The following is a 16,156-nucleotide window of genomic DNA, read 5'->3' on the forward strand; positions in this document are numbered from 1 at the left end:
TGCGGAACGGCTATTGCGCCGTCCATCCGCCGTCCATCGACAGGGCGGCGCCGGTCATGTTGCCGGCGGCGTCGGAACACAGGAACACCGCGAGCTCTCCCAGTTGCTCCGGGGTCACGAACCGCTTGGACGGCTGCTTCTCTCCCAGCAGGTCGCGTGCCGCTTCCTCGCCGCTCAGGCCCTTGCGTTCGGCCAGGGCGTCGATCTGCTTCTGCACGAGCGGCGTCAGCACCCAGCCCGGGCAGATCGAGTTGGAGGTGATGCCGGTCTCCGCGTTCTCCAGCGCGATCACCTTGCTGAGGCCGATGACGCCGTGCTTGGCGGCGACATAGGCCGACTTGTTGACGCTGGCGACGAGACCGTGGGCCGACGCGATGTTGATGATCCGGCCCCAGCCGCGCTGCTTCATCTGCGGCAGGGCGTAATGGGCACCGTAGAAGACCGCGGACAGGTTGATCGCGATGACCGCTTCCCAGCGTTCGGCCGGGAACTCCTCGACCGGGGCGGTGAACTGGATGCCGGCGTTGTTGACCAGGATGTCGACCTTGCCGAGCTCGCCGGTGGCGTGGTCGATCAGCCCCTTGATCTGGTCGGGCTTGCTCATGTCGGCGCCGTCATAGCCGACCTTGACGCCGAACCGGTCGGCGATGCCCTTCGTCAGGGTGGCGATGGCGTCGGCGTCGCCGAAGCCGTTCAGCATCACGTCGGCCCCCTTGGCCGCCAGAGCCTCGGCGATGCCGAGGCCGATGCCGCTGGTGGAGCCGGTGACGACGGCGGTCTTGCCTTTAAGCATTGTTGATCTCCTTCGAGGGCGAGGCTGCGACAGGAGTGATAGACGCTGGTGCGGAACAGGCCAAGCACTTCGCTGAGCGCGCCTTCCTAAACGTCCGAGCACCGGCGAAGGATCATCGGGGCGATGCCGGCTCCACCGGGACGATCACGCTGTCGGGCGGCAGCGGGCGGGCGTCGGCGGCCTTGCGCCGGCTCGACTCCGCGGCCCGGCGTTCCAGGGTCTCGGCCAGCGCCCCGGTGTCGAGGCTGCGGCGCGGGCGGTCCAGGGGTCCGGCGAGGGTCAGGCCGAAGGCGGGCAGCTCGGGATCGGCGACCAGCTTGACGTCGAGGGCCAGGTCGATCGACCGGTCGGTCAGGCTGGCCGAACCGCGGCCGGTGACGTCGGCGTTCGGCGCTGTCACGGCGAGATCGCCCGATCGGATCACGCCCTGTTCGACCTCGACAGTCCCGGCAAGCCGGTCGAAGGGGCTTTCGCCGCCGGCCATCGCCCGGGCGAGCTGGTCGAGCGCCTGCTTCGGCTTGTCGGCACCGGCCGCCGCGGCCAGGGCGCGCTCCAGGTCGATTCCCGAGAGGGTGCCTTCCCGTACCACCACCCTGCCGGAGCCGCCGAGGGCGGCGACGAGGGCGGCGGGGCTGACGCCGGTGGTCTCAAGATCCAGATCGAGGTTGAGGATGCCGTCCGTGACGTCGACTCCGGCCGGCCCGTCGCGGAGCCGGGACAGGTCGGCATCGACGACCGACAGCTTGGCCGAGACCCGCGGAGGCGTGTCTGGCGCCGCCGTCAGGCTGCCGGACAGTCCGACCTGCCCACCGAAGGCGCTGCCGTCGAGCTGTTCGACGGTCAGGGTGCCGCCTTCCAGCCGGGCGCGGACGGCGGGGTCCGCCAGGCGCCGGCTCCCCTGGACGATCGCCCGGGAAGTCAGCGCCAGCTTGCCGTCGGCGGCCCGAAGCCAGTCCAGGGAGAGCGGGGCGTCGGACCACAGCGCCCCTTCCGCCGCCAGAGCCGGCTGGATCAGCGACGGGACCATCAGGGCGCGGGAGGATGCCTGGAGGAACTGGTCGATCACGATCTCCCCGGTCTGGAGCCGGGCGTCGATGACGGCCCGCTCGCCCGCGAGGTCGATGGTGGTTTCGCCCTGGACGCTGACCGGCCCGGCCATGCCCTGGATCGCCGACAGCGACAGCGCGGATTCGGACCCCGCCACCTCGGCATAGACGTCGAACGCGCCGAGGGTGCCGGCCGGGCGCCAGTCCGGCGCGAACAGCTGGACGAGCCGAGCGGCGTCCGGATGGGTGGCCCGGACCTTGAGGTCGTAGTTCGGCGCGGTCGCGACCTGGCTCAGGCTGCCGCCCGCCTGGACGGACCCGCCGCCGCCGGCGAAGGTCAGGTCGAGCGCCAGCCGCTCCGGGTCGCCCGCCACCCTGCCCTTCAGGGTCGCCTCGCCCAGGCGGTCGGCCGGCAGCGCCGCCGGCCATGCCGCCGGAAAGGCGCGGCTGAACGGGACCAGGGAGCCGGCCCTGAGATCGACCGACAGGTCGATGTCGTCGAGCGGCTTCAGCTTCCTGATGCCGCCCTGGACCGTGCCGGAGATGCCGGCGGCGTCGGCCGCGCGGAACTGGCGGACCGACAGCGACCCGTTCGACAGGGTGCCGTCGAAGCCGGCCTGCTGGACCGGGACACCCGATAGGGTGAGGGTGCCGATCTCGGCGTTCAGGTTGGCGTCGAAACCTTCGAGCCACCCGGCGAAATCGGGCCGGGCGACACCCTCCGGCCGGACATGGACCTCGCCGGTGTCGGTCACCCCGGTGAGGTCGGGCGCGTAGGCGTCCAGGTTGAGGCGGTCGATCTCCAGCCGGGCGCCGAAACCCGGGCGGCCGCGGTCGACATAGGCGATGCCGCCGATCATCCGGGAGGTATCGATCCTGAGATCCAGACCGGCGAACTGAAAATTGTCGGGCCGGCCGATCAGACGGCTGGTCAGAGAGAACTTGCGCAGGCGGTCGGCCGGGACGCGGTCGACCGAGTAGCCGAGCCACTCCAGCAGCGCCCTCAGATTGTCGGCGTTGGCATCGACCGATACATCCACGACGGGCAGCCCGCGTTCGGCCACGAGGGTGCCCGTGACCGCGACGTCGGCGCCGCCCGGCAGCAGGGCCGAAAGCCGGCGCAGCGTCATGGAACCTTTGTCGAGGCCGGCATCCATCCGCGCCTGCCGGACGATGTTGCCGCGATAGCTGAGAGCGTCGATGTTCAGCGTCAGCTTGCCCTGGAGCCCGGCGGGCAGCCGGAAGGCCGGCGCGCCCTCGCCCCCCAGGGCCGCCCAGCTGTCCAGGTCGAAACGGTTGAAGGTCAGGGCCAGCTCCCCCTGGGCGGGTCCTTGGACGGAACCCTGGGCGGAAGCCCCGGCGGGCAGGTACTTGAGCGCGCCGGTGCCGCGGGTGTCGCCGACCTGAAGCTCGATGCCGTTCAGCTCGACCAGCCGGGTCGACGCGTTGACCGCGGTGCGCAGATTGAAAGGCTGGCGCAACACTCCCGGCAGTTCGTCCGACGGCGGCTCCCCGGCAGCCTTGAGCGCCGCCGATGCGGCCGGGAGCAGGTCCGGCCCCTCGGCCCGGAGATCGCCCTGGACCCGCGCCTCCGCCCCGGTGATGACGATGCCGGCGAACCGCAGGGTGCCGGCGGCGTCCGGCTGGCGCAACGCCACCCGGACGGGCAGCGCGCCGCCCTCCCCCATCCGGCCGGCGGTCAGCTCGACCGCGAGCGGGACGCCGCGCGCCAGCACCGAGCCCTGGACCTGGAACGGGCCGACCAGGCTGCCCGCGACGATCTGGGCATCGACCGACTCGACGCGCTCGTGGATGGCGGCCGTCGCGTCGCGATAGACGACGGTGCCGTTCTCGATCGTGACCTTGTCGAGCTGGACCGCCTCGGCGAAGCGGTTCGACGGGAGGGCCGCGTTTCCGGTCGGGGTGAACTCCCAATTGCGCCGGCCATCGCGCATCACCTCCAGCGCGATCACCGGCTCGATCAGCGCGATGCTCTGCACCTGGATGCGCCCGCTCAGAAGCGGCATGAAGGCGACTCGGACGTCCAGCTTGCGCAGACGCGCCATGTCCGGCTCCACGGCGCCGGGCAGACTGGCGAGCCGGGCACCCGCCACCGACAGGGTCGGCCGGGGCAGCAGGGCCAGGTCGATGTCGCCGTCCAGGGTGACCGCGCGGCCGGTGGCGGCGCTGATCCGCTCGGCGATGTCCACCTTGTAGCTGTTCCAGTCGATCAGGCTGGGAATCACGAGGACGGCGCCGACGACCAGCAGCAGAACGGCCAGGAATCCGATGAGAAGCTTCTTCACGAGGGGTCCGCCGATACCATTCGTTCCAGTGGCCCGGGGCACCAGGGTCCGGTCATGGTGCTGCCGAGAGGGCGCCGTTCGTACCATCGATACCGGTCCTACCCCATTACCGCCCGATTGGGCCAGTTTGCGGGACCGGATACCTGCGCTAAGCTAAAGAAGCAGGCGTGTTTAAGCAAACCACCATTGCTCCATGTCGCGATTTCGGCTTACGCAAGGCAATTCGTAGGCAAAGTCAACCAACAGGGCGGGACCATGCGATGGGAGACGTCGTCAATCTGAACCGCTTCCGCAAGGCGCGGGAGAAGAGCGAACGGGAAGCCCAGGCGGCGGCCAACCGGGCGAAGCATGGCCGCACGCGCGAGCAGCGCGCCCGCGAGAAGGACGAGGCGGCGCGCCGGGCGAAGGACCTGGAAGGAAAGAAAATAGACGACCCTGTCTAGTTAACGGAAAGCTAAGTTTGCGGAATCGCGGCGTCGTGAAAGATTCGCTCTTACCCCAAAGGTAAAATGCGCTACATTGTCGCAGATCGCTGCCCAGTGTGGGCTTTTGGGGAGGCCACCATGACTTACGCTCACAATAATTCGAACGGCTCGCACGCCGGCTCGTCTCACGCATCCGCAGTTCCGCAGATCCGATCCGTAAGCCTGGATCGTCCCTGGGCATGGCTTTCCGCGGGATGGGACGATTTCAGCCGCGCGCCCATGGTCAGTCTGAGCTACGGCATCGCCCTGGTGGCCGTCAGCTATATGCTCGTCCTCGGACTCTCTTCGGTCGGTCTCTTCTACTTGGTATTGCCGCTGGTCGCCGGCTTCATGCTGGTGGGGCCGATCGTCGCGGTCGGCCTCTACGAGGTCAGCCGGCTGCATGGCGAGGGACGGCCCGCCCGACTGAGTGATGCCTTCCGCGCCTATGGCCGCAACGCCGGCCAGATCGCCGGCATCGGGCTGGCGCTGATGCTGATGCTGCTGTTCTGGGTCCGGGTAGCCCTGCTGGTGTTCGCCCTGTTCTTCAGCTACCAGCCGCCGACCCTGGAAGGTTTCGTCAACACCGTCTTCTTCACCGAGCAGGGCATCATGTTCCTGATCGTCGGCTCGGCCATCGGCGGCGTGATCGCTTCGGTCGTCTTCGCGGTCACCGCCCTTTCGATCCCGATGCTGCTGGACCGCGACACCGACCTGTTCACCGCCATCACCACCAGCATCACCGGCGTCGTGAAGAACTGGAAGACCATGGCCGGCTGGGGCGGGCTGATCGTCCTGTTCACCGCGGCCGGGCTCGCCACCGCCTTCATCGGCCTCGCGCTGGCGCTGCCGCTGATCGCCCACGCCAGCTGGCATGCCTACAAGGACATCGTCGGCGACTGATACCGGCGGCATAAAGCATCGACCGGCCAAGGTGCCGCTCCGCTCCGCAGAAGTCGGTCGGAGCGGAGCGGCACCCGCCAGCGATAAGCCGCAAGGTCGGATTTACTTCAGGGACCCGAACGGTACGAGGCGCGTCACATGGCCCATCTTGCGGCCGGGGCGCGCCTCCGCCTTTCCGTAGAGATGAAGCCGGGCGCCGGGTTCGGCCAGGAGCGCCTGCCATTGGTCCACGTCGGAGCCGATCAGGTTCTTCATCACGGCGTCCGCGGTGCGCTCGACCGATCCGAGGGGAAGGCCGCAGACGGCGCGGACCAGCTGCTCGAACTGGCTGGTGGCGCAGGCGTCGATGGTCCAGTGGCCGGAATTGTGCGGACGGGGCGCCAGCTCGTTGACCAGGACCGCCCCGTCCGGGGTGACGAACATCTCCACCGCCAGGACGCCGACGAACTGGAGCGCCTCGGCGATCCGGCAGGCGATCCGCCCGGCCTCCTCCGCTATCTCCGGCGCAATCGCGGCGGGCGCGATCGTCTCGTCCAGGATATGGTCGGCGTGCCGGTTCTCGACCGCGGGGTAGGCCGCCATGGCGCCGTCCTGTCCCCGCGCGACGATCACCGAGACCTCCAGCGCGAAGTCGACGAATCCCTCCACGATGGCGTCCACGGCGCCGATGCCCTTCCAGGCATCGACCGGCGCCACGTCGCCGGTCAGCTTCACCTGCCCCTTGCCGTCATAGCCCATGCGGGCCGACTTCATCACGCAGGGCGTCCCGATCTCCTGCACGGCGGAGGCGGCCTGGCCGGGGCAGCGGGCCGGCCGCCAGGGAGCGGTGGCGATGCCGAGGCGGTTGACGAAGTCCTTCTCCAGCAGGCGGTCCTGGGCGATGGCGAGCACGCCGGGGCCGGGATGGACCGGGACGAACTTGGCGAGGAAGGCGACGGTCTGGACCGGGATGTTCTCCCACTCCAGCGTGACCACGTCGACCGAGCGGGCGAACCGGGCCAGCGCCTCGTGGTCGCCGTAGCCGGCGACGGTCTCCGCGGCCGAGACCTGGGCGCATGGGCTGTCCGAGTCGGGCGAATAGACGTGGGTCCTGTAGCCCAGCCGGGCGGCGGCCAGCGCCGTCATCCGGCCGAGTTGGCCGCTGCCGAGCATGCCGATGGTGCCGCCCGGAGCGACGGTCCGCACGCTTCCGCCGGTCATGGCGCGATCTCGGCCGGCGCTTCGGACACGGCGCCGGTCTGCCGCTCCCGCCAGGCGTCGAGCGCCCGGGCGATGGTCCCGTCGGACAGCGCCAGGACGGCCGCCGCCAGCAGGGCCGCGTTGATGGCGCCCGGCTTGCCGATGGCCAGCGTTCCGACGGGAATGCCGCCGGGCATCTGGACGATCGACAGCAGGCTGTCCATGCCTTTCAGCGAGTGGCTCTCGATCGGAACGCCGAACACCGGCAGCGGTGTCATCGCGGCCGCCATGCCCGGCAGGTGGGCGGCGCCGCCGGCCCCGGCCACGATCACCTTGATGCCGCGGTCCCGGGCGCCCGCGGCGTATTCGTAGAGGCGCCGCGGCGTGCGGTGGGCCGAGACGATGCGGGCCTCGAACGGAACGCCGAGCGCGTCGAGGACGTCGGCGCCGTGCTTCATGGTCGGCCAGTCGGACTGGCTGCCCATGATGATGCCGACCAGCGGCGCCGGGGCGGAATCGGGGATCGGTGTTGCGTTGGCGCTGGTCACTGTGGGCGGCCCGATGCTCGAAGTTTCAAAGCGGCGATTATAGGAACACGGTACCGCGGGGCAAGCCCGCCCCGGCCCGTCAGGCGATGATGTCGGGCAGCAGGCGGCTTTCCAGGCGGGCGATCTGGTCCTTGAGCAGCAGCTTGCGTTTCTTCAACCGCTGGATCTGGAGCTGGTCGAAGGGGGCCTGCTCGCCGATGCGGGCGATCACATCGTCGAGGTCACGGTGCTCGCTGCGAAGCGACGCCAGCTTCTGCTGCAATATTTCCTGTTCATTCATCGGTAGGTACGCATCTTCGTGCAAAGCCGGGGCCGCCCGGACCGATCCGGGCCGGGATGTCGAGGGCGCGTTATAACAGAATTCCACGCCACCCGTGAGAGCCTTGCATGGGTGGTTGCGGCATTGGCGCTGTTTGGTAACACTGCCCTTGCCCTTATATGGGGCCTCGACACCGGTCACAGCGAAAGACGGGCGGACATGAAGGGTGAAAAGCGCATCGGCATCCTGACCAGCGGCGGCGACTGCGCGGGTCTCAACGCGGTGATCCGCGCGGTGGTCTACCGGGCGACGCTGACCTATGGATGGCAGGTGATAGGGATCAAGGAAGGCACCATGGGGCTGCTGTCCCGGCCGGTCCAGTACGAGGTGCTCGACCTGGACATGGTCGGAAGCTCCATGATGCGCCAGGGCGGGACGATCCTGGGCACCACCAACCGGGGCGATCCGTTCGCCTTCCCCATGTCGGACGGGACGGTCAAGGACCGCAGCGCCGAGATCGCCGGCGGCTACCGGGAGATGGGCCTGGACGCGCTGATCGGCATCGGCGGCGACGGCAGCTTCGCGATCCTGCGGAAGCTGGCGCAGCAGTGCGGCATGAACCTGGTCGGCGTGCCCAAGACGATCGACAACGACCTTGGCCTGACCGAGGTATCGGTCGGCTACGACACCGCCGTCGCGGTCGCGACCGAGGCGTTGGACCGGCTCCAGCCGACGGCGGCCAGCCATGCCCGCGTCATGGTGCTGGAGGTGATGGGCCGCGACGCCGGGCACATCGCGCTGGCGGCCGGCATCGCCGGCGGCGCGGACGTGATCCTGATCCCGGAGATCCCGTTCCGGATGGACCGCATCGCCGACAAGATCCGGCAGGTCCGCAACCAGGGCCGCAACTTCGCGCTGGTCGTGGTGTCGGAGGCCGTGAAGACCACCGAGGGCAAGGAAATCCAGAAGGAATACCAGGGCGGCGAGAAGCGTTTCGGCGGCATCGGCAACTATATCGGCGAGCAGATCGCGGCCGCCACGGGCGCCGAGACTCGCGTGACGGTGCTGGGCCATGTCCAGCGCGGCAGCATGCCCAGCCCGCGCGACCGGCTGATCGCCTCGGCCTTCGGGGTCCATGCGGTCGACCTGATCGCCGAGGGCAAGTTCGACCGCATGGTCGCCTGGTCGAACCGCGAGGTGATCGACGTCTCGATCGAGGATGCCATCGCCCGCTACCAGGCGGTCGAGCTGGACGGCGCGCTGGTCAAGACCGCGCGCGGCCTGGGCATATGCCTTGGTGACTGACGGCGGAGAGAGCCCGGCGGCGGAACTTTGGCGTTTCGCGCTGGCGCTCTATGGCCGGCCGGGCGTGTCCGAGCATTGCCTGATGCTCCAGGACCGGCACGGATGCGACGTGACGGTCCTGCTGTTCGCGGCGTGGGCTGGAGCCGCGCGCGGCATCGCCCTGTCGGCGCAGGACCTGGCGGCGGCCCGGGCGGCGGTCGAAGCCTGGCACGGCGAGGTGGTCCGCCCGCTGCGGGCGGTCAGGCGCCGATTGAAGCAGGGTCCGCCGCCGGCCCCGACCGGGCGGACGGGGGAACTGCGCGCCAGGATCCAGGCGATCGAGATCGAGGCGGAGCGGATCGAGCTGGAAGAACTGGCCGGCCGCCTGCCCGGCCCCGCGAAGTTCCGGGGGCGGGCCACGCCGGAGCTGGTGCTCGCCAACCTGGAGCTTGTGGCGCCGGGCCTGGAGGAGGAAAGCCGGGCAGTACTGCACGCCGTTGCCGGGACAGCATATTCAATTGGTGTCGCCATCGAACTTTAGTGTCGCCATCGAACTTTGGGCTCGCCAAAGAGTTTCCTGAAGATATCGAAGCCGTAGCGTCTATCCTGTCAAGGAACTGCAATGGATGCGGGCGGGCCGATTTCTTCAGAGAAAGCACCGGCGCGATGATGGAACTCATATTCACACTCAAAGGCTGCACTCCGACCGTCGAGGAACGCGCCCGGCGCCTGCTGAAGTTCGAACTGGGATACGAGGCGGCGGGATCTACGGTGACGGTGGCGACGCTGTTCGGCCGCTGCCACGTGGACCCCGGCGAGACCGCCCAGCACCTGATGCGCATCCCGCCGCGCGACGCGCTCGATCACCTGGCTGAATGGATCCAAAGCTTCCAGATCGACGGCGAGTTCTGCCCGGAGCCCAAGGCCCTGGCCCGCGCGGCGCTTCGCCACGCCGGACGGGCGGTATAGGCAGCGCTCCCCGCGATCCGGAGCAGACCGCCGTTCAGGGCGCGGGTGACCGCCCGCGCCTGACTCCGCCCTCCTCCACCGGTTCGCCCCAGCGGCGGACGAGGCCGGCATCCAGGTCGAACATGTCGAGGACCCGGCCCACGGTGTGGTCGATCAGGGCGTCCACCGAGTCCGGGCGGGCATAGAGGGCCGGGACCGGTGGGGCGATGACGGCGCCCATCTCGGCGAGCGACACCAGGGTGCGCAGATGGCCGAGATGGAGCGGCGTTTCCCGGACCATCAGGACGAGGCGGCGGCGCTCCTTCAGGACGACGTCCGCCGCCCGGGTCAGCAGCGTCGAGGTGACGCCGGTGGCGATCTCGCTCATGGTCCGGATCGAGCACGGCGCGACCACCATGCCCAAGGTCCGGAAACTGCCGCTGGATATCGCGGCGCCGATGTCCTGGATGGGATAGGCGACGGTCGCGAGGGCGCGGACGTCGGCGACCTTCAAGTCCGTCTCGCAGGCCAGGGTGACTTCCGCCGACCGGCTCATCACCAGGTGGGACTCGACTCCGAGCCGGTTCAGCGCCTCCAACAGGCGGACGCCGTACATCACGCCGGACGCTCCGCTGATTCCGACGATGAGGCGGAGCGGCCGGCCGGCGGCGATGTCATCCATGGCGGATCAGTCTACCGTCTCGTCCAGGTCGGAACCGTAGCCGCCGGCATACTTGTCGCGGCCGCGGTCGTGATCGTCGTCATCGTGCCCGGCGGCAGCGGTCTCGTCGGTGAAGCCGGAGGCGGCACCGCCTTCGCCCTCGTACTCCTGATCCTCGCCCTCCTCGTCCGCCATGGCCACCGGGGCGCCGCCCGGACGGCGGATGGTGGCGATCGCCTCCTCCAGCTCGCGCTGGGTGCACAGGCCCAGGAGCACGGGGCTGCGCGGCTTGATGTTGGGCGTGTTCCAGTGGGTCCGGTCGCGCACGGCGGCGATGGTCGGCTTGGTCGTGCCGATCAGGCGGCTGACCTGGGCGTCGGATAGATCGGGGAACTGCTTGACGATCCAGGCGATGGCGTCCGGCTTGTCGCCGCGCTTGGTCACCGGGGTGTAGCGGGGTCCCTTGGAGCGGGAAACCGGCTGCGGCAGATCCTGGACCAGCAGCCGGAGCTTGGCGTCGGGGTCCTTCTCGCACCGCTCGATCTCTTCCTTGGAGAGCTGGCCGTTGGCGATCGGGTCGAGCCCGACCATGCCGACCGCCACCTCGCCATCGGCGATCGCCTTGATCTCCAGCGAATGAAGGCCGCAGAAGGCTGCGATCTGCTGGAAGGTGAGCGCGGTATTCTCGACCAGCCAGACGGCGGTCGCTTTCGGCATCAATGGCAGGGGCATCGGTCCTCCGGAAACTCTCTGGCTGGCTCGTCGTTACGCAAGCGCGACCCTTGATAAAGAATATAGGGGGTCGGGACAGCGTCGGCGAGCAGATTGGTCGTCGATGGTCTATATCTGTACTTGGGGCGCGTCCGGCGCTTCAACTCAGGCGTCGAAGGTCAGGACGATCTTGCCGATATGGCTGCTGGTCTCCATCAGCGCGTGGGCCGCCGCCGCCTCGCGGAACGGGTAGGTCCGGTGGATCAGCGGCTTGACCTTGCCCGCCTCGATCAGCGGCCAGACCTTCTCCAGCAGGGACGCGGCGATCCGGCCCTTGTCCGCCACCGTGCGCGGCCGCAGGGTCGAGCCGGTCAGGGTCAGGCGCTTGATCATCACGGGCGTCATGTTCAGCGTGACCTTGGAGCCGCCCAGGAAGGCGATGCTGACATGCCGGCCGTCGGGCGCCATGCAGTCTATGTCGCGCTGGACATAATCGCCGCCGACCATGTCAAGGACGACGTCGACGCCCTTGCCGCCGGTCAGCTCCTTGACCACGGCGGCATAGTCCTCGGTCTTGTAGTTGATCGCCCGGTCGGCGCCCAGCCGTTCGCACGCCTGGCACTTGTCGGCGCTGCCGGCGGTCGCGAAGACCCGCGCGCCGAACGCCCTGCCCAGCTGGATGGCCGTCGTCCCGATGCCGCTGGAGCCCCCGTGGATCAGCAGGGATTCGCCCTCCGCGAGGCGCCCGCGGTCGAACACGTTGGTCCAGACGGTGAAGTAGGTTTCCGGCACGCCGCCGGCCTCGGTCAGGCTCAGCCCCTTGGGAATGGGCAGCACCTGGGGAGCGGGCGTCACACAGAATTCCGCATAGCCGCCGCCCGGCGTCAGGGCGCAGACCTGCTGGCCGACCTGGAATTCCGTCACGCCTGAGCCGACCGCCGCCACCTCGCCGGCCACTTCCAGGCCGGGCAGGTCGGAGGCGCCGGGCGGCGGCGGATAGGCCCCCTGGCGCTGGAGCACGTCCGGGCGGTTGACGCCGGCCGCCGAGACACGGATCAGCACCTCGCCCGGTCCGGGCTGGGGAACCGGTCGGGTCGTCGGTCGCAGCACGTCGGGACCGCCGGGGGCGGTAATCTCGATCGCGGTCATGGTGTGCGGCAGGGCGGAGGCCATGGGCTTCCTCTTGTAGGCTTCGATCGATTGCGGGATAGATTGCACATGTACCCCTCGGGGAAGGTCGTTACAAGCGGACTCGGGAGTGGCGCATCCTGATTTACCCCGGACCGCCCCCGGGCGCCCCTGGACCAAGCGAAGCGGGAGGACGAGCGATGAACCTGGAAGACCTGGAGCCGGCGAAGAAACCGGTGGCCAAGAAGGACCTGACGGTGATGTCCGTCGACGAACTGCGCGACTACATCGCCATGTTGCAGGGCGAGATCGAGCGGGCCGAAGGCGCCATCTCCGCCAAGCAGGCGCACCGCAGCGGCGCCGAGGCCTTCTTCAAGAAGTAGGCGCGCCTGCGGCCGGCCAATCGGACGCATTGCGGCGGACCGGAGATCGCTGTATCCCAGCGTGATGAGCGACTCGGATCCCCAAGGCCCCAAGGGCCCACTGCGCGCCCGGGCATTCGGACTCGGCGGCGCTATCGGCGTGCTGGGCGGACTGATCGGCCTGGGTGGCGCGGAGTTCCGGCTCCCGGTCCTTCATGGCCTGTTCGCCTTCCCGATCCATCAGGCCGTCCGGTTCAACCTGCTGATCAGCCTGGCGACGGTGATCGTGTCCCTGGCGGCCCGGTTCGCCTTCGCGTCGTTCCCGGCGCTCGGTCCGCTGACGGGGGAGATCCTGGCGGTGGCGGCCGGGGCCGTGGCGGCGGCCTGGTTCGGCACGGGCCTGCTCGGCCGGCTTTCCGAGCGATCCCTGATCCTTCTGGTCAGCGGTCTCCTGGCCGGCATCGCCGCGCTGCTGCTGGTCGAGGCGGTGCTTCCCGTCGGATTTTCGGTCGGGCTCCCGGATGTCGCCCCGCTGCGGATCGCGACCGGCATCGCCGCCGGGGTCGCCATCGGCATGGTCAGCAGCCTGCTCGGGTGGCCGGCGGCGAGTTGATCATACCCACCTTCATCTTCGTCTTCGGTGCTGACGTGAAGACGGCAGGCACCGCCAGCCTGATCATCAGCCTGCCCACCGTGCTGGTCGGGGTGGTCCGGTACTGGCGCCAGGGAGCCTACCGGAGCCGCGACCCCCTGGTGGACGTCGCCGCTCCCATGGCGGCCGGGTCGGCTGTCGGCGCCGTCGCCGGCGCCGGACTGGTCGGTATCCTGCCTGCCGGGATGCTCAAGCTGGCGCTGGGGCTGATCCTGGCGGTTTCCTCGATCAAGATGCTGAGAGGCGTGGCGAAAAGGTCGGCGGTGCCGCTCCGGCCCGAGAACCGGTGATCCGCCGCGCATCTAATGCCCGTCCCCGTCCTGAAGTTTCTCGGCGTGGCGGTGCATCGCGCCGAAGGTCCGGGAGATGAACTGGCGGCGAAGCAGGATCATGACGACCCACAGGGTGGCGGCCATGAAAAGGTACGGACCGATGAACCAGGTCAGCGCCGCCAGCGCGAAGTAATAGGCCCGCAGCCCGCCGTTGAAGCTGGCGCCGGCCAGGCTCAGGACGGTGCCGATCTCCTCCGCATAGGCGTCGCGGTCGACCGTGGCCAGCGGCGGCATGGGCGCGCTGCCAATCATGGCGCAGCAGTAGTTGTACTGGCGGATCGCCCAGGTGAACTTCATGAAGCCGAAGATGAAGATGCCGAACAGCAGCAGGATCTTCAACTCGAAGAACTCGCGACTGACCGGGCTGGCGAAGCTGAACTGGCTGAGCATGCCATGCGCCGCGTCGACCGAGCCGAGCAACCCGACGAGGCCGGCCAGCACCAGCATCGAGGTGGAGGCGAAGAAGGTCACGGAATGGATGGTGTGCCCGACCAGGGCGGTGTCCATGATCCGGTTCTCGCGGTCCAGCATCCGGCGCATCCACTCGCCCCGGAGCAGCTTGAGGTGCTGGTTGACGCCCCAGAGGCTGCTGGCGAGATGGTCCATGACCAGGGTGTAGCCGCACCACGCGGTCAGGAACAGGCCTAATGCGGCGAAGTCGAGCATCGAGACGTCTTGCGGCATCATTGCCCTTCGAGGAGCCGGGACCCATCGGGAAGCCGGGGCCTGGAGATTTCGGCGAGGACGAAGACCCGGATGGCGCTGGACAGGTTGCCGGAACGGCCCTCGTCGATCGCTTCGATCAGGGCGTTGACCGAAACGCCCCGGTCGGCCGCGATGTCCTTGAGCGCGTCCCAGAAGGCGGCTTCGAGCGAAACGCTGGTCGAATGCCCGGCGATGGTGACCGAACGTTTCCTGATCGCGCTGTCCATGAACCTTCCAGGATTGCCGGCCAGGGATGCCGGCCAGGGATGCCGGAGGGTGCCGCCCGCCGGCCCCCTCCCCTGTCCTGAGGAGACGCCGGCGGGCGGCTGGAAGTGCCGTCAGCGCGGGCCGATCATGTCCAGCGGGCGGACCCACTGGTCGAACTGCTCCGGCGTCAGCAGGCCGAGCGCCACGCCGGCCTCGACCAGGGTGGTGCCTTCCTTGTGCGCCTTCTTGGCGATCTTGGCGGCGTTGTCGTAGCCGATATGCGGGTTGAGCGCGGTCACCAGCATCAGCGACTCGTTCATCAGCTTGGTCACGCGGTCGATGTTGACCTCGATCCCGATCACGCAGTTGTCGGTGAAGCTGCGCGCCGCGTCGGCCAGCAGGCGGACCGACTGCAGGAAGTTGTAGATGATGACCGGCTTGAAGACGTTCAGCTCGAAATGGCCGTTGGCGCCGGCGAAGGTGACCGCGGTGTGGTTGCCCATGACGTGGGCGCAGACCATGGTCATGGCTTCGGACTGGGTCGGGTTGACCTTGCCCGGCATGATGGACGAGCCGGGCTCGTTCTCCGGCAGGCTGATCTCGCCGATGCCGCAGCGCGGGCCGGACCCCAGCAGGCGGATGTCGTTGGCGATCTTGAACAGCGACACCGCGACGGTGTTGAGGGCGCCCGAGCCTTCCACCAGCGCGTCGTGGGCGGCCAGCGCCTCGAACTTATTCGGCGCGGTGACGAAGGGCAGGCCGGTGATCTGCTCCACGTTCTTCGCGAAATCCTCGGCGAAGCCCTTCTTGGCGTTCAGGCCGGTGCCGACCGCGGTACCGCCCTGGGCCAGCTGCAGCAGGCGCGGCAGCATGGCCTTGACCCGCTCGATGCCGTAGGCGACCTGGGTCGCGTAGCCCGAGAATTCCTGGCCGAGGGTCAGCGGCGTCGCGTCCTGGAGGTGGGTGCGGCCGATCTTGACGATCTCCGCGAATTCCTTCGCCTTGGCGTCGAGGGCCGAATGCAGGTGCTCCAGCGACGGCACCAGCTCGTGGTGGACCTGCTCGACCGCGGCGATGTGCATGGCGGTCGGGAAGCTGTCGTTGGACGACTGGCCCATGTTGACGTGGTCGTTGGGATGGACCGGCTTCTTGGAGCCCATCTCGCCGCCCAGGATCTCGATCGCGCGGTTCGAGATCACCTCGTTGGCGTTCATGTTGGTCTGGGTGCCGGAGCCGGTCTGCCAGACGACCAGCGGGAAATGGTCGATCAGCGTGCCGTCGATCACCTCCTCCGCCGCGTCGAGCATGGCTTGGCCGATCTTGGCGTCCAGCACGCCGAGCGACATGTTGGCCATCGCCGCGGCCTTCTTCTGGATGCCCAGGGCCCGGACCAAGGGAGCCGGCATGCGCTCGCCGCCGATCTTGAAGTTCTGCAGCGACCGCTGGGTCTGCGCCCCCAGTAGCGGTCGGCCGGTACTTCGATGGGACCGAAACTGTCGGATTCGGTGCGAAACGCTGGCTTGTCGGCCATGGACTGGTTCCCCCGGGAGATGGTGTCGTCGATTGACCGGGGTTTTACCACAGCCTCGCCCCGGAACAAGCGGCGAGGGAGCGGCGGCGGGGCCGGGTCAGCTTATGCCGCACCCGGGCGGTTGGGCTGTCACCAGT

The 16,156-nt window shown here is 68.9% G+C and carries 18 protein-coding genes and 1 pseudogene; 8 read left to right on the forward strand and 11 right to left on the reverse strand.

The features are described from left to right. Positions 1 to 10 precede the first annotated feature (10 nt). Positions 11 to 793 (reverse strand): 3-hydroxybutyrate dehydrogenase, encoded by a 783-nt coding sequence (locus DPR14_RS19015; protein ID WP_158046553.1) that lies wholly within the window; start codon positions 791 to 793, stop codon positions 11 to 13. Between the two features lie 112 nt (positions 794 to 905). Then, a complete protein-coding gene (locus tag DPR14_RS19020; protein WP_192499029.1) occupies positions 906 to 4,145 on the reverse strand; it encodes an AsmA family protein in 3,240 nt (1,079 codons plus the stop codon). A gap of 260 nt (positions 4,146 to 4,405) precedes the next feature. Here DPR14_RS19020 and DPR14_RS19025 point away from each other — a divergent pair, with 260 nt between their 5' ends. Then, positions 4,406 to 4,588 carry a DUF4169 family protein gene (locus tag DPR14_RS19025; RefSeq protein WP_158046555.1) on the forward strand — a complete coding sequence of 61 codons (183 nt, stop codon included), beginning with the start codon at positions 4,406 to 4,408 and terminating at the stop codon, positions 4,586 to 4,588. 261 nt (positions 4,589 to 4,849) lie between these two features. Further along, positions 4,850 to 5,512, forward strand: coding sequence for a DUF2189 domain-containing protein (locus DPR14_RS19030; RefSeq protein ID WP_246148341.1), 663 nt, complete (start codon positions 4,850 to 4,852; stop codon positions 5,510 to 5,512). Between the two features lie 102 nt (positions 5,513 to 5,614). On the opposite strand, the gene DPR14_RS19035 is transcribed toward DPR14_RS19030, so the two are convergent. The 3 genes from DPR14_RS19035 to DPR14_RS19045 all read right to left on the reverse strand — a co-directional run bounded on the left by DPR14_RS19035 (position 5,615) and on the right by DPR14_RS19045 (position 7,519). Next, positions 5,615 to 6,712: a 5-(carboxyamino)imidazole ribonucleotide synthase gene (locus DPR14_RS19035; protein ID WP_158046557.1), complete on the reverse strand. Its 1,098-nt coding sequence runs from the start codon at positions 6,710 to 6,712 to the stop codon at positions 5,615 to 5,617. Next, entirely contained in the window at positions 6,709 to 7,176 is a 468-nt protein-coding gene (gene purE, locus DPR14_RS19040; RefSeq protein WP_158048230.1) for a 5-(carboxyamino)imidazole ribonucleotide mutase, read from the reverse strand. The genes DPR14_RS19035 and purE overlap by 4 nt, the downstream gene beginning before the upstream one ends. A gap of 142 nt (positions 7,177 to 7,318) precedes the next feature. Further along, entirely contained in the window at positions 7,319 to 7,519 is a 201-nt protein-coding gene (locus tag DPR14_RS19045) for a YdcH family protein (RefSeq protein ID WP_158046558.1), read from the reverse strand. Positions 7,520 to 7,717: 198 nt separating this feature from the next. Between DPR14_RS19045 and DPR14_RS19050 the strand changes: the two genes are divergently transcribed. The 3 genes from DPR14_RS19050 (at position 7,718) to DPR14_RS19060 (ending at position 9,751) form a co-directional block, all read left to right on the forward strand. Continuing rightward, the gene (locus DPR14_RS19050) at positions 7,718 to 8,803 is read left to right on the forward strand and encodes an ATP-dependent 6-phosphofructokinase (RefSeq protein ID WP_158046559.1); all 1,086 of its coding nucleotides are present in this window, start codon (positions 7,718 to 7,720) and stop codon (positions 8,801 to 8,803) included. Beyond that, on the forward strand, positions 8,796 to 9,323 hold the full coding sequence (locus DPR14_RS19055; RefSeq protein WP_192499030.1) for a TIGR02444 family protein: 528 nt from the start codon (positions 8,796 to 8,798) through the stop codon (positions 9,321 to 9,323). The genes DPR14_RS19050 and DPR14_RS19055 overlap by 8 nt, the downstream gene beginning before the upstream one ends. 125 nt (positions 9,324 to 9,448) lie before the next feature. Beyond that, the gene (locus DPR14_RS19060; protein WP_158046561.1) at positions 9,449 to 9,751 is read left to right on the forward strand and encodes a hypothetical protein; all 303 of its coding nucleotides are present in this window, start codon (positions 9,449 to 9,451) and stop codon (positions 9,749 to 9,751) included. A gap of 34 nt (positions 9,752 to 9,785) precedes the next feature. On the opposite strand, the gene DPR14_RS19065 is transcribed toward DPR14_RS19060, so the two are convergent. The 3 genes from DPR14_RS19065 to DPR14_RS19075 form a co-directional block, all read right to left on the reverse strand. Next, the gene (locus DPR14_RS19065; protein ID WP_158046562.1) at positions 9,786 to 10,412 is read right to left on the reverse strand and encodes a UbiX family flavin prenyltransferase; all 627 of its coding nucleotides are present in this window, start codon (positions 10,410 to 10,412) and stop codon (positions 9,786 to 9,788) included. Positions 10,413 to 10,418: 6 nt separating this feature from the next. Continuing rightward, complete coding sequence (locus DPR14_RS19070) at positions 10,419 to 11,123, reverse strand: DUF1013 domain-containing protein (RefSeq protein WP_158046563.1); 705 nt, start codon at positions 11,121 to 11,123, stop codon at positions 10,419 to 10,421. 144 nt (positions 11,124 to 11,267) lie between these two features. Beyond that, entirely contained in the window at positions 11,268 to 12,275 is a 1,008-nt protein-coding gene (locus DPR14_RS19075) for an NAD(P)H-quinone oxidoreductase (protein WP_158046564.1), read from the reverse strand. 155 nt (positions 12,276 to 12,430) lie between these two features. On the opposite strand from DPR14_RS19075, the gene DPR14_RS19080 reads away from it, so the two are divergent. From DPR14_RS19080 to DPR14_RS19090, 3 genes are all read left to right on the forward strand, one after another. Further along, complete coding sequence (locus DPR14_RS19080; protein ID WP_158046565.1) at positions 12,431 to 12,613, forward strand: DUF1192 domain-containing protein; 183 nt, start codon at positions 12,431 to 12,433, stop codon at positions 12,611 to 12,613. A gap of 64 nt (positions 12,614 to 12,677) precedes the next feature. Then, the gene (locus DPR14_RS19085; RefSeq protein ID WP_158046566.1) at positions 12,678 to 13,205 is read left to right on the forward strand and encodes a TSUP family transporter; all 528 of its coding nucleotides are present in this window, start codon (positions 12,678 to 12,680) and stop codon (positions 13,203 to 13,205) included. After that, positions 13,202 to 13,534: a TSUP family transporter gene (locus DPR14_RS19090; RefSeq protein ID WP_192499032.1), complete on the forward strand. Its 333-nt coding sequence runs from the start codon at positions 13,202 to 13,204 to the stop codon at positions 13,532 to 13,534. The genes DPR14_RS19085 and DPR14_RS19090 overlap by 4 nt, the downstream gene beginning before the upstream one ends. A 12-nt stretch (positions 13,535 to 13,546) precedes the next feature. Here the strand turns inward: DPR14_RS19090 and DPR14_RS19095 are convergent, their stop codons facing one another. From DPR14_RS19095 to fumC, 3 genes and pseudogenes are all read right to left on the reverse strand, one after another. Beyond that, the gene (locus DPR14_RS19095; RefSeq protein ID WP_158046568.1) at positions 13,547 to 14,263 is read right to left on the reverse strand and encodes a DUF599 domain-containing protein; all 717 of its coding nucleotides are present in this window, start codon (positions 14,261 to 14,263) and stop codon (positions 13,547 to 13,549) included. After that, complete coding sequence (locus DPR14_RS19100) at positions 14,260 to 14,508, reverse strand: ribbon-helix-helix domain-containing protein (RefSeq protein WP_158046569.1); 249 nt, start codon at positions 14,506 to 14,508, stop codon at positions 14,260 to 14,262. Before DPR14_RS19100 ends, DPR14_RS19095 begins: the two co-directional genes overlap by 4 nt. 111 nt (positions 14,509 to 14,619) lie before the next feature. Continuing rightward, a pseudogene (gene fumC / locus DPR14_RS19105) lies at positions 14,620 to 16,019 on the reverse strand (class II fumarate hydratase). Positions 16,020 to 16,156: the final 137 nt, after the last annotated feature.

The organism is Skermanella pratensis, assembly GCF_008843145.1.
GTDB classification, from domain to species: Bacteria; Pseudomonadota; Alphaproteobacteria; order Azospirillales; family Azospirillaceae; genus Skermanella; species Skermanella pratensis.

Bases quoted from the DNA above. Each gene is read 5' to 3' on its own strand.
- DPR14_RS19015 (WP_158046553.1), bottom strand. From the start codon at position 793: ATGCTTAAAGGCAAGACCGCCGTCGTCACCGGCTCCACCAGCGGCATC.
- DPR14_RS19100 (WP_158046569.1), bottom strand. From the start codon at position 14,508: ATGGACAGCGCGATCAGGAAACGTTCGGTCACCATCGCCGGGCATTCG.
- DPR14_RS19050 (WP_158046559.1), top strand. From the start codon at position 7,718: ATGAAGGGTGAAAAGCGCATCGGCATCCTGACCAGCGGCGGCGACTGC.
- DPR14_RS19065 (WP_158046562.1), bottom strand. From the start codon at position 10,412: ATGGATGACATCGCCGCCGGCCGGCCGCTCCGCCTCATCGTCGGAATC.
- DPR14_RS19045 (WP_158046558.1), bottom strand. From the start codon at position 7,519: ATGAATGAACAGGAAATATTGCAGCAGAAGCTGGCGTCGCTTCGCAGC.
- purE (WP_158048230.1), bottom strand. From the start codon at position 7,176: ATGGGCAGCCAGTCCGACTGGCCGACCATGAAGCACGGCGCCGACGTC.
- DPR14_RS19035 (WP_158046557.1), bottom strand. From the start codon at position 6,712: ATGACCGGCGGAAGCGTGCGGACCGTCGCTCCGGGCGGCACCATCGGC.
- DPR14_RS19075 (WP_158046564.1), bottom strand. From the start codon at position 12,275: ATGGCCTCCGCCCTGCCGCACACCATGACCGCGATCGAGATTACCGCC.
- DPR14_RS19060 (WP_158046561.1), top strand. From the start codon at position 9,449: ATGATGGAACTCATATTCACACTCAAAGGCTGCACTCCGACCGTCGAG.
- DPR14_RS19080 (WP_158046565.1), top strand. From the start codon at position 12,431: ATGAACCTGGAAGACCTGGAGCCGGCGAAGAAACCGGTGGCCAAGAAG.
- DPR14_RS19085 (WP_158046566.1), top strand. From the start codon at position 12,678: ATGAGCGACTCGGATCCCCAAGGCCCCAAGGGCCCACTGCGCGCCCGG.
- DPR14_RS19070 (WP_158046563.1), bottom strand. From the start codon at position 11,123: ATGCCCCTGCCATTGATGCCGAAAGCGACCGCCGTCTGGCTGGTCGAG.
- DPR14_RS19095 (WP_158046568.1), bottom strand. From the start codon at position 14,263: ATGATGCCGCAAGACGTCTCGATGCTCGACTTCGCCGCATTAGGCCTG.
- DPR14_RS19025 (WP_158046555.1), top strand. From the start codon at position 4,406: ATGGGAGACGTCGTCAATCTGAACCGCTTCCGCAAGGCGCGGGAGAAG.
- DPR14_RS19030 (WP_246148341.1), top strand. From the start codon at position 4,850: ATGGTCAGTCTGAGCTACGGCATCGCCCTGGTGGCCGTCAGCTATATG.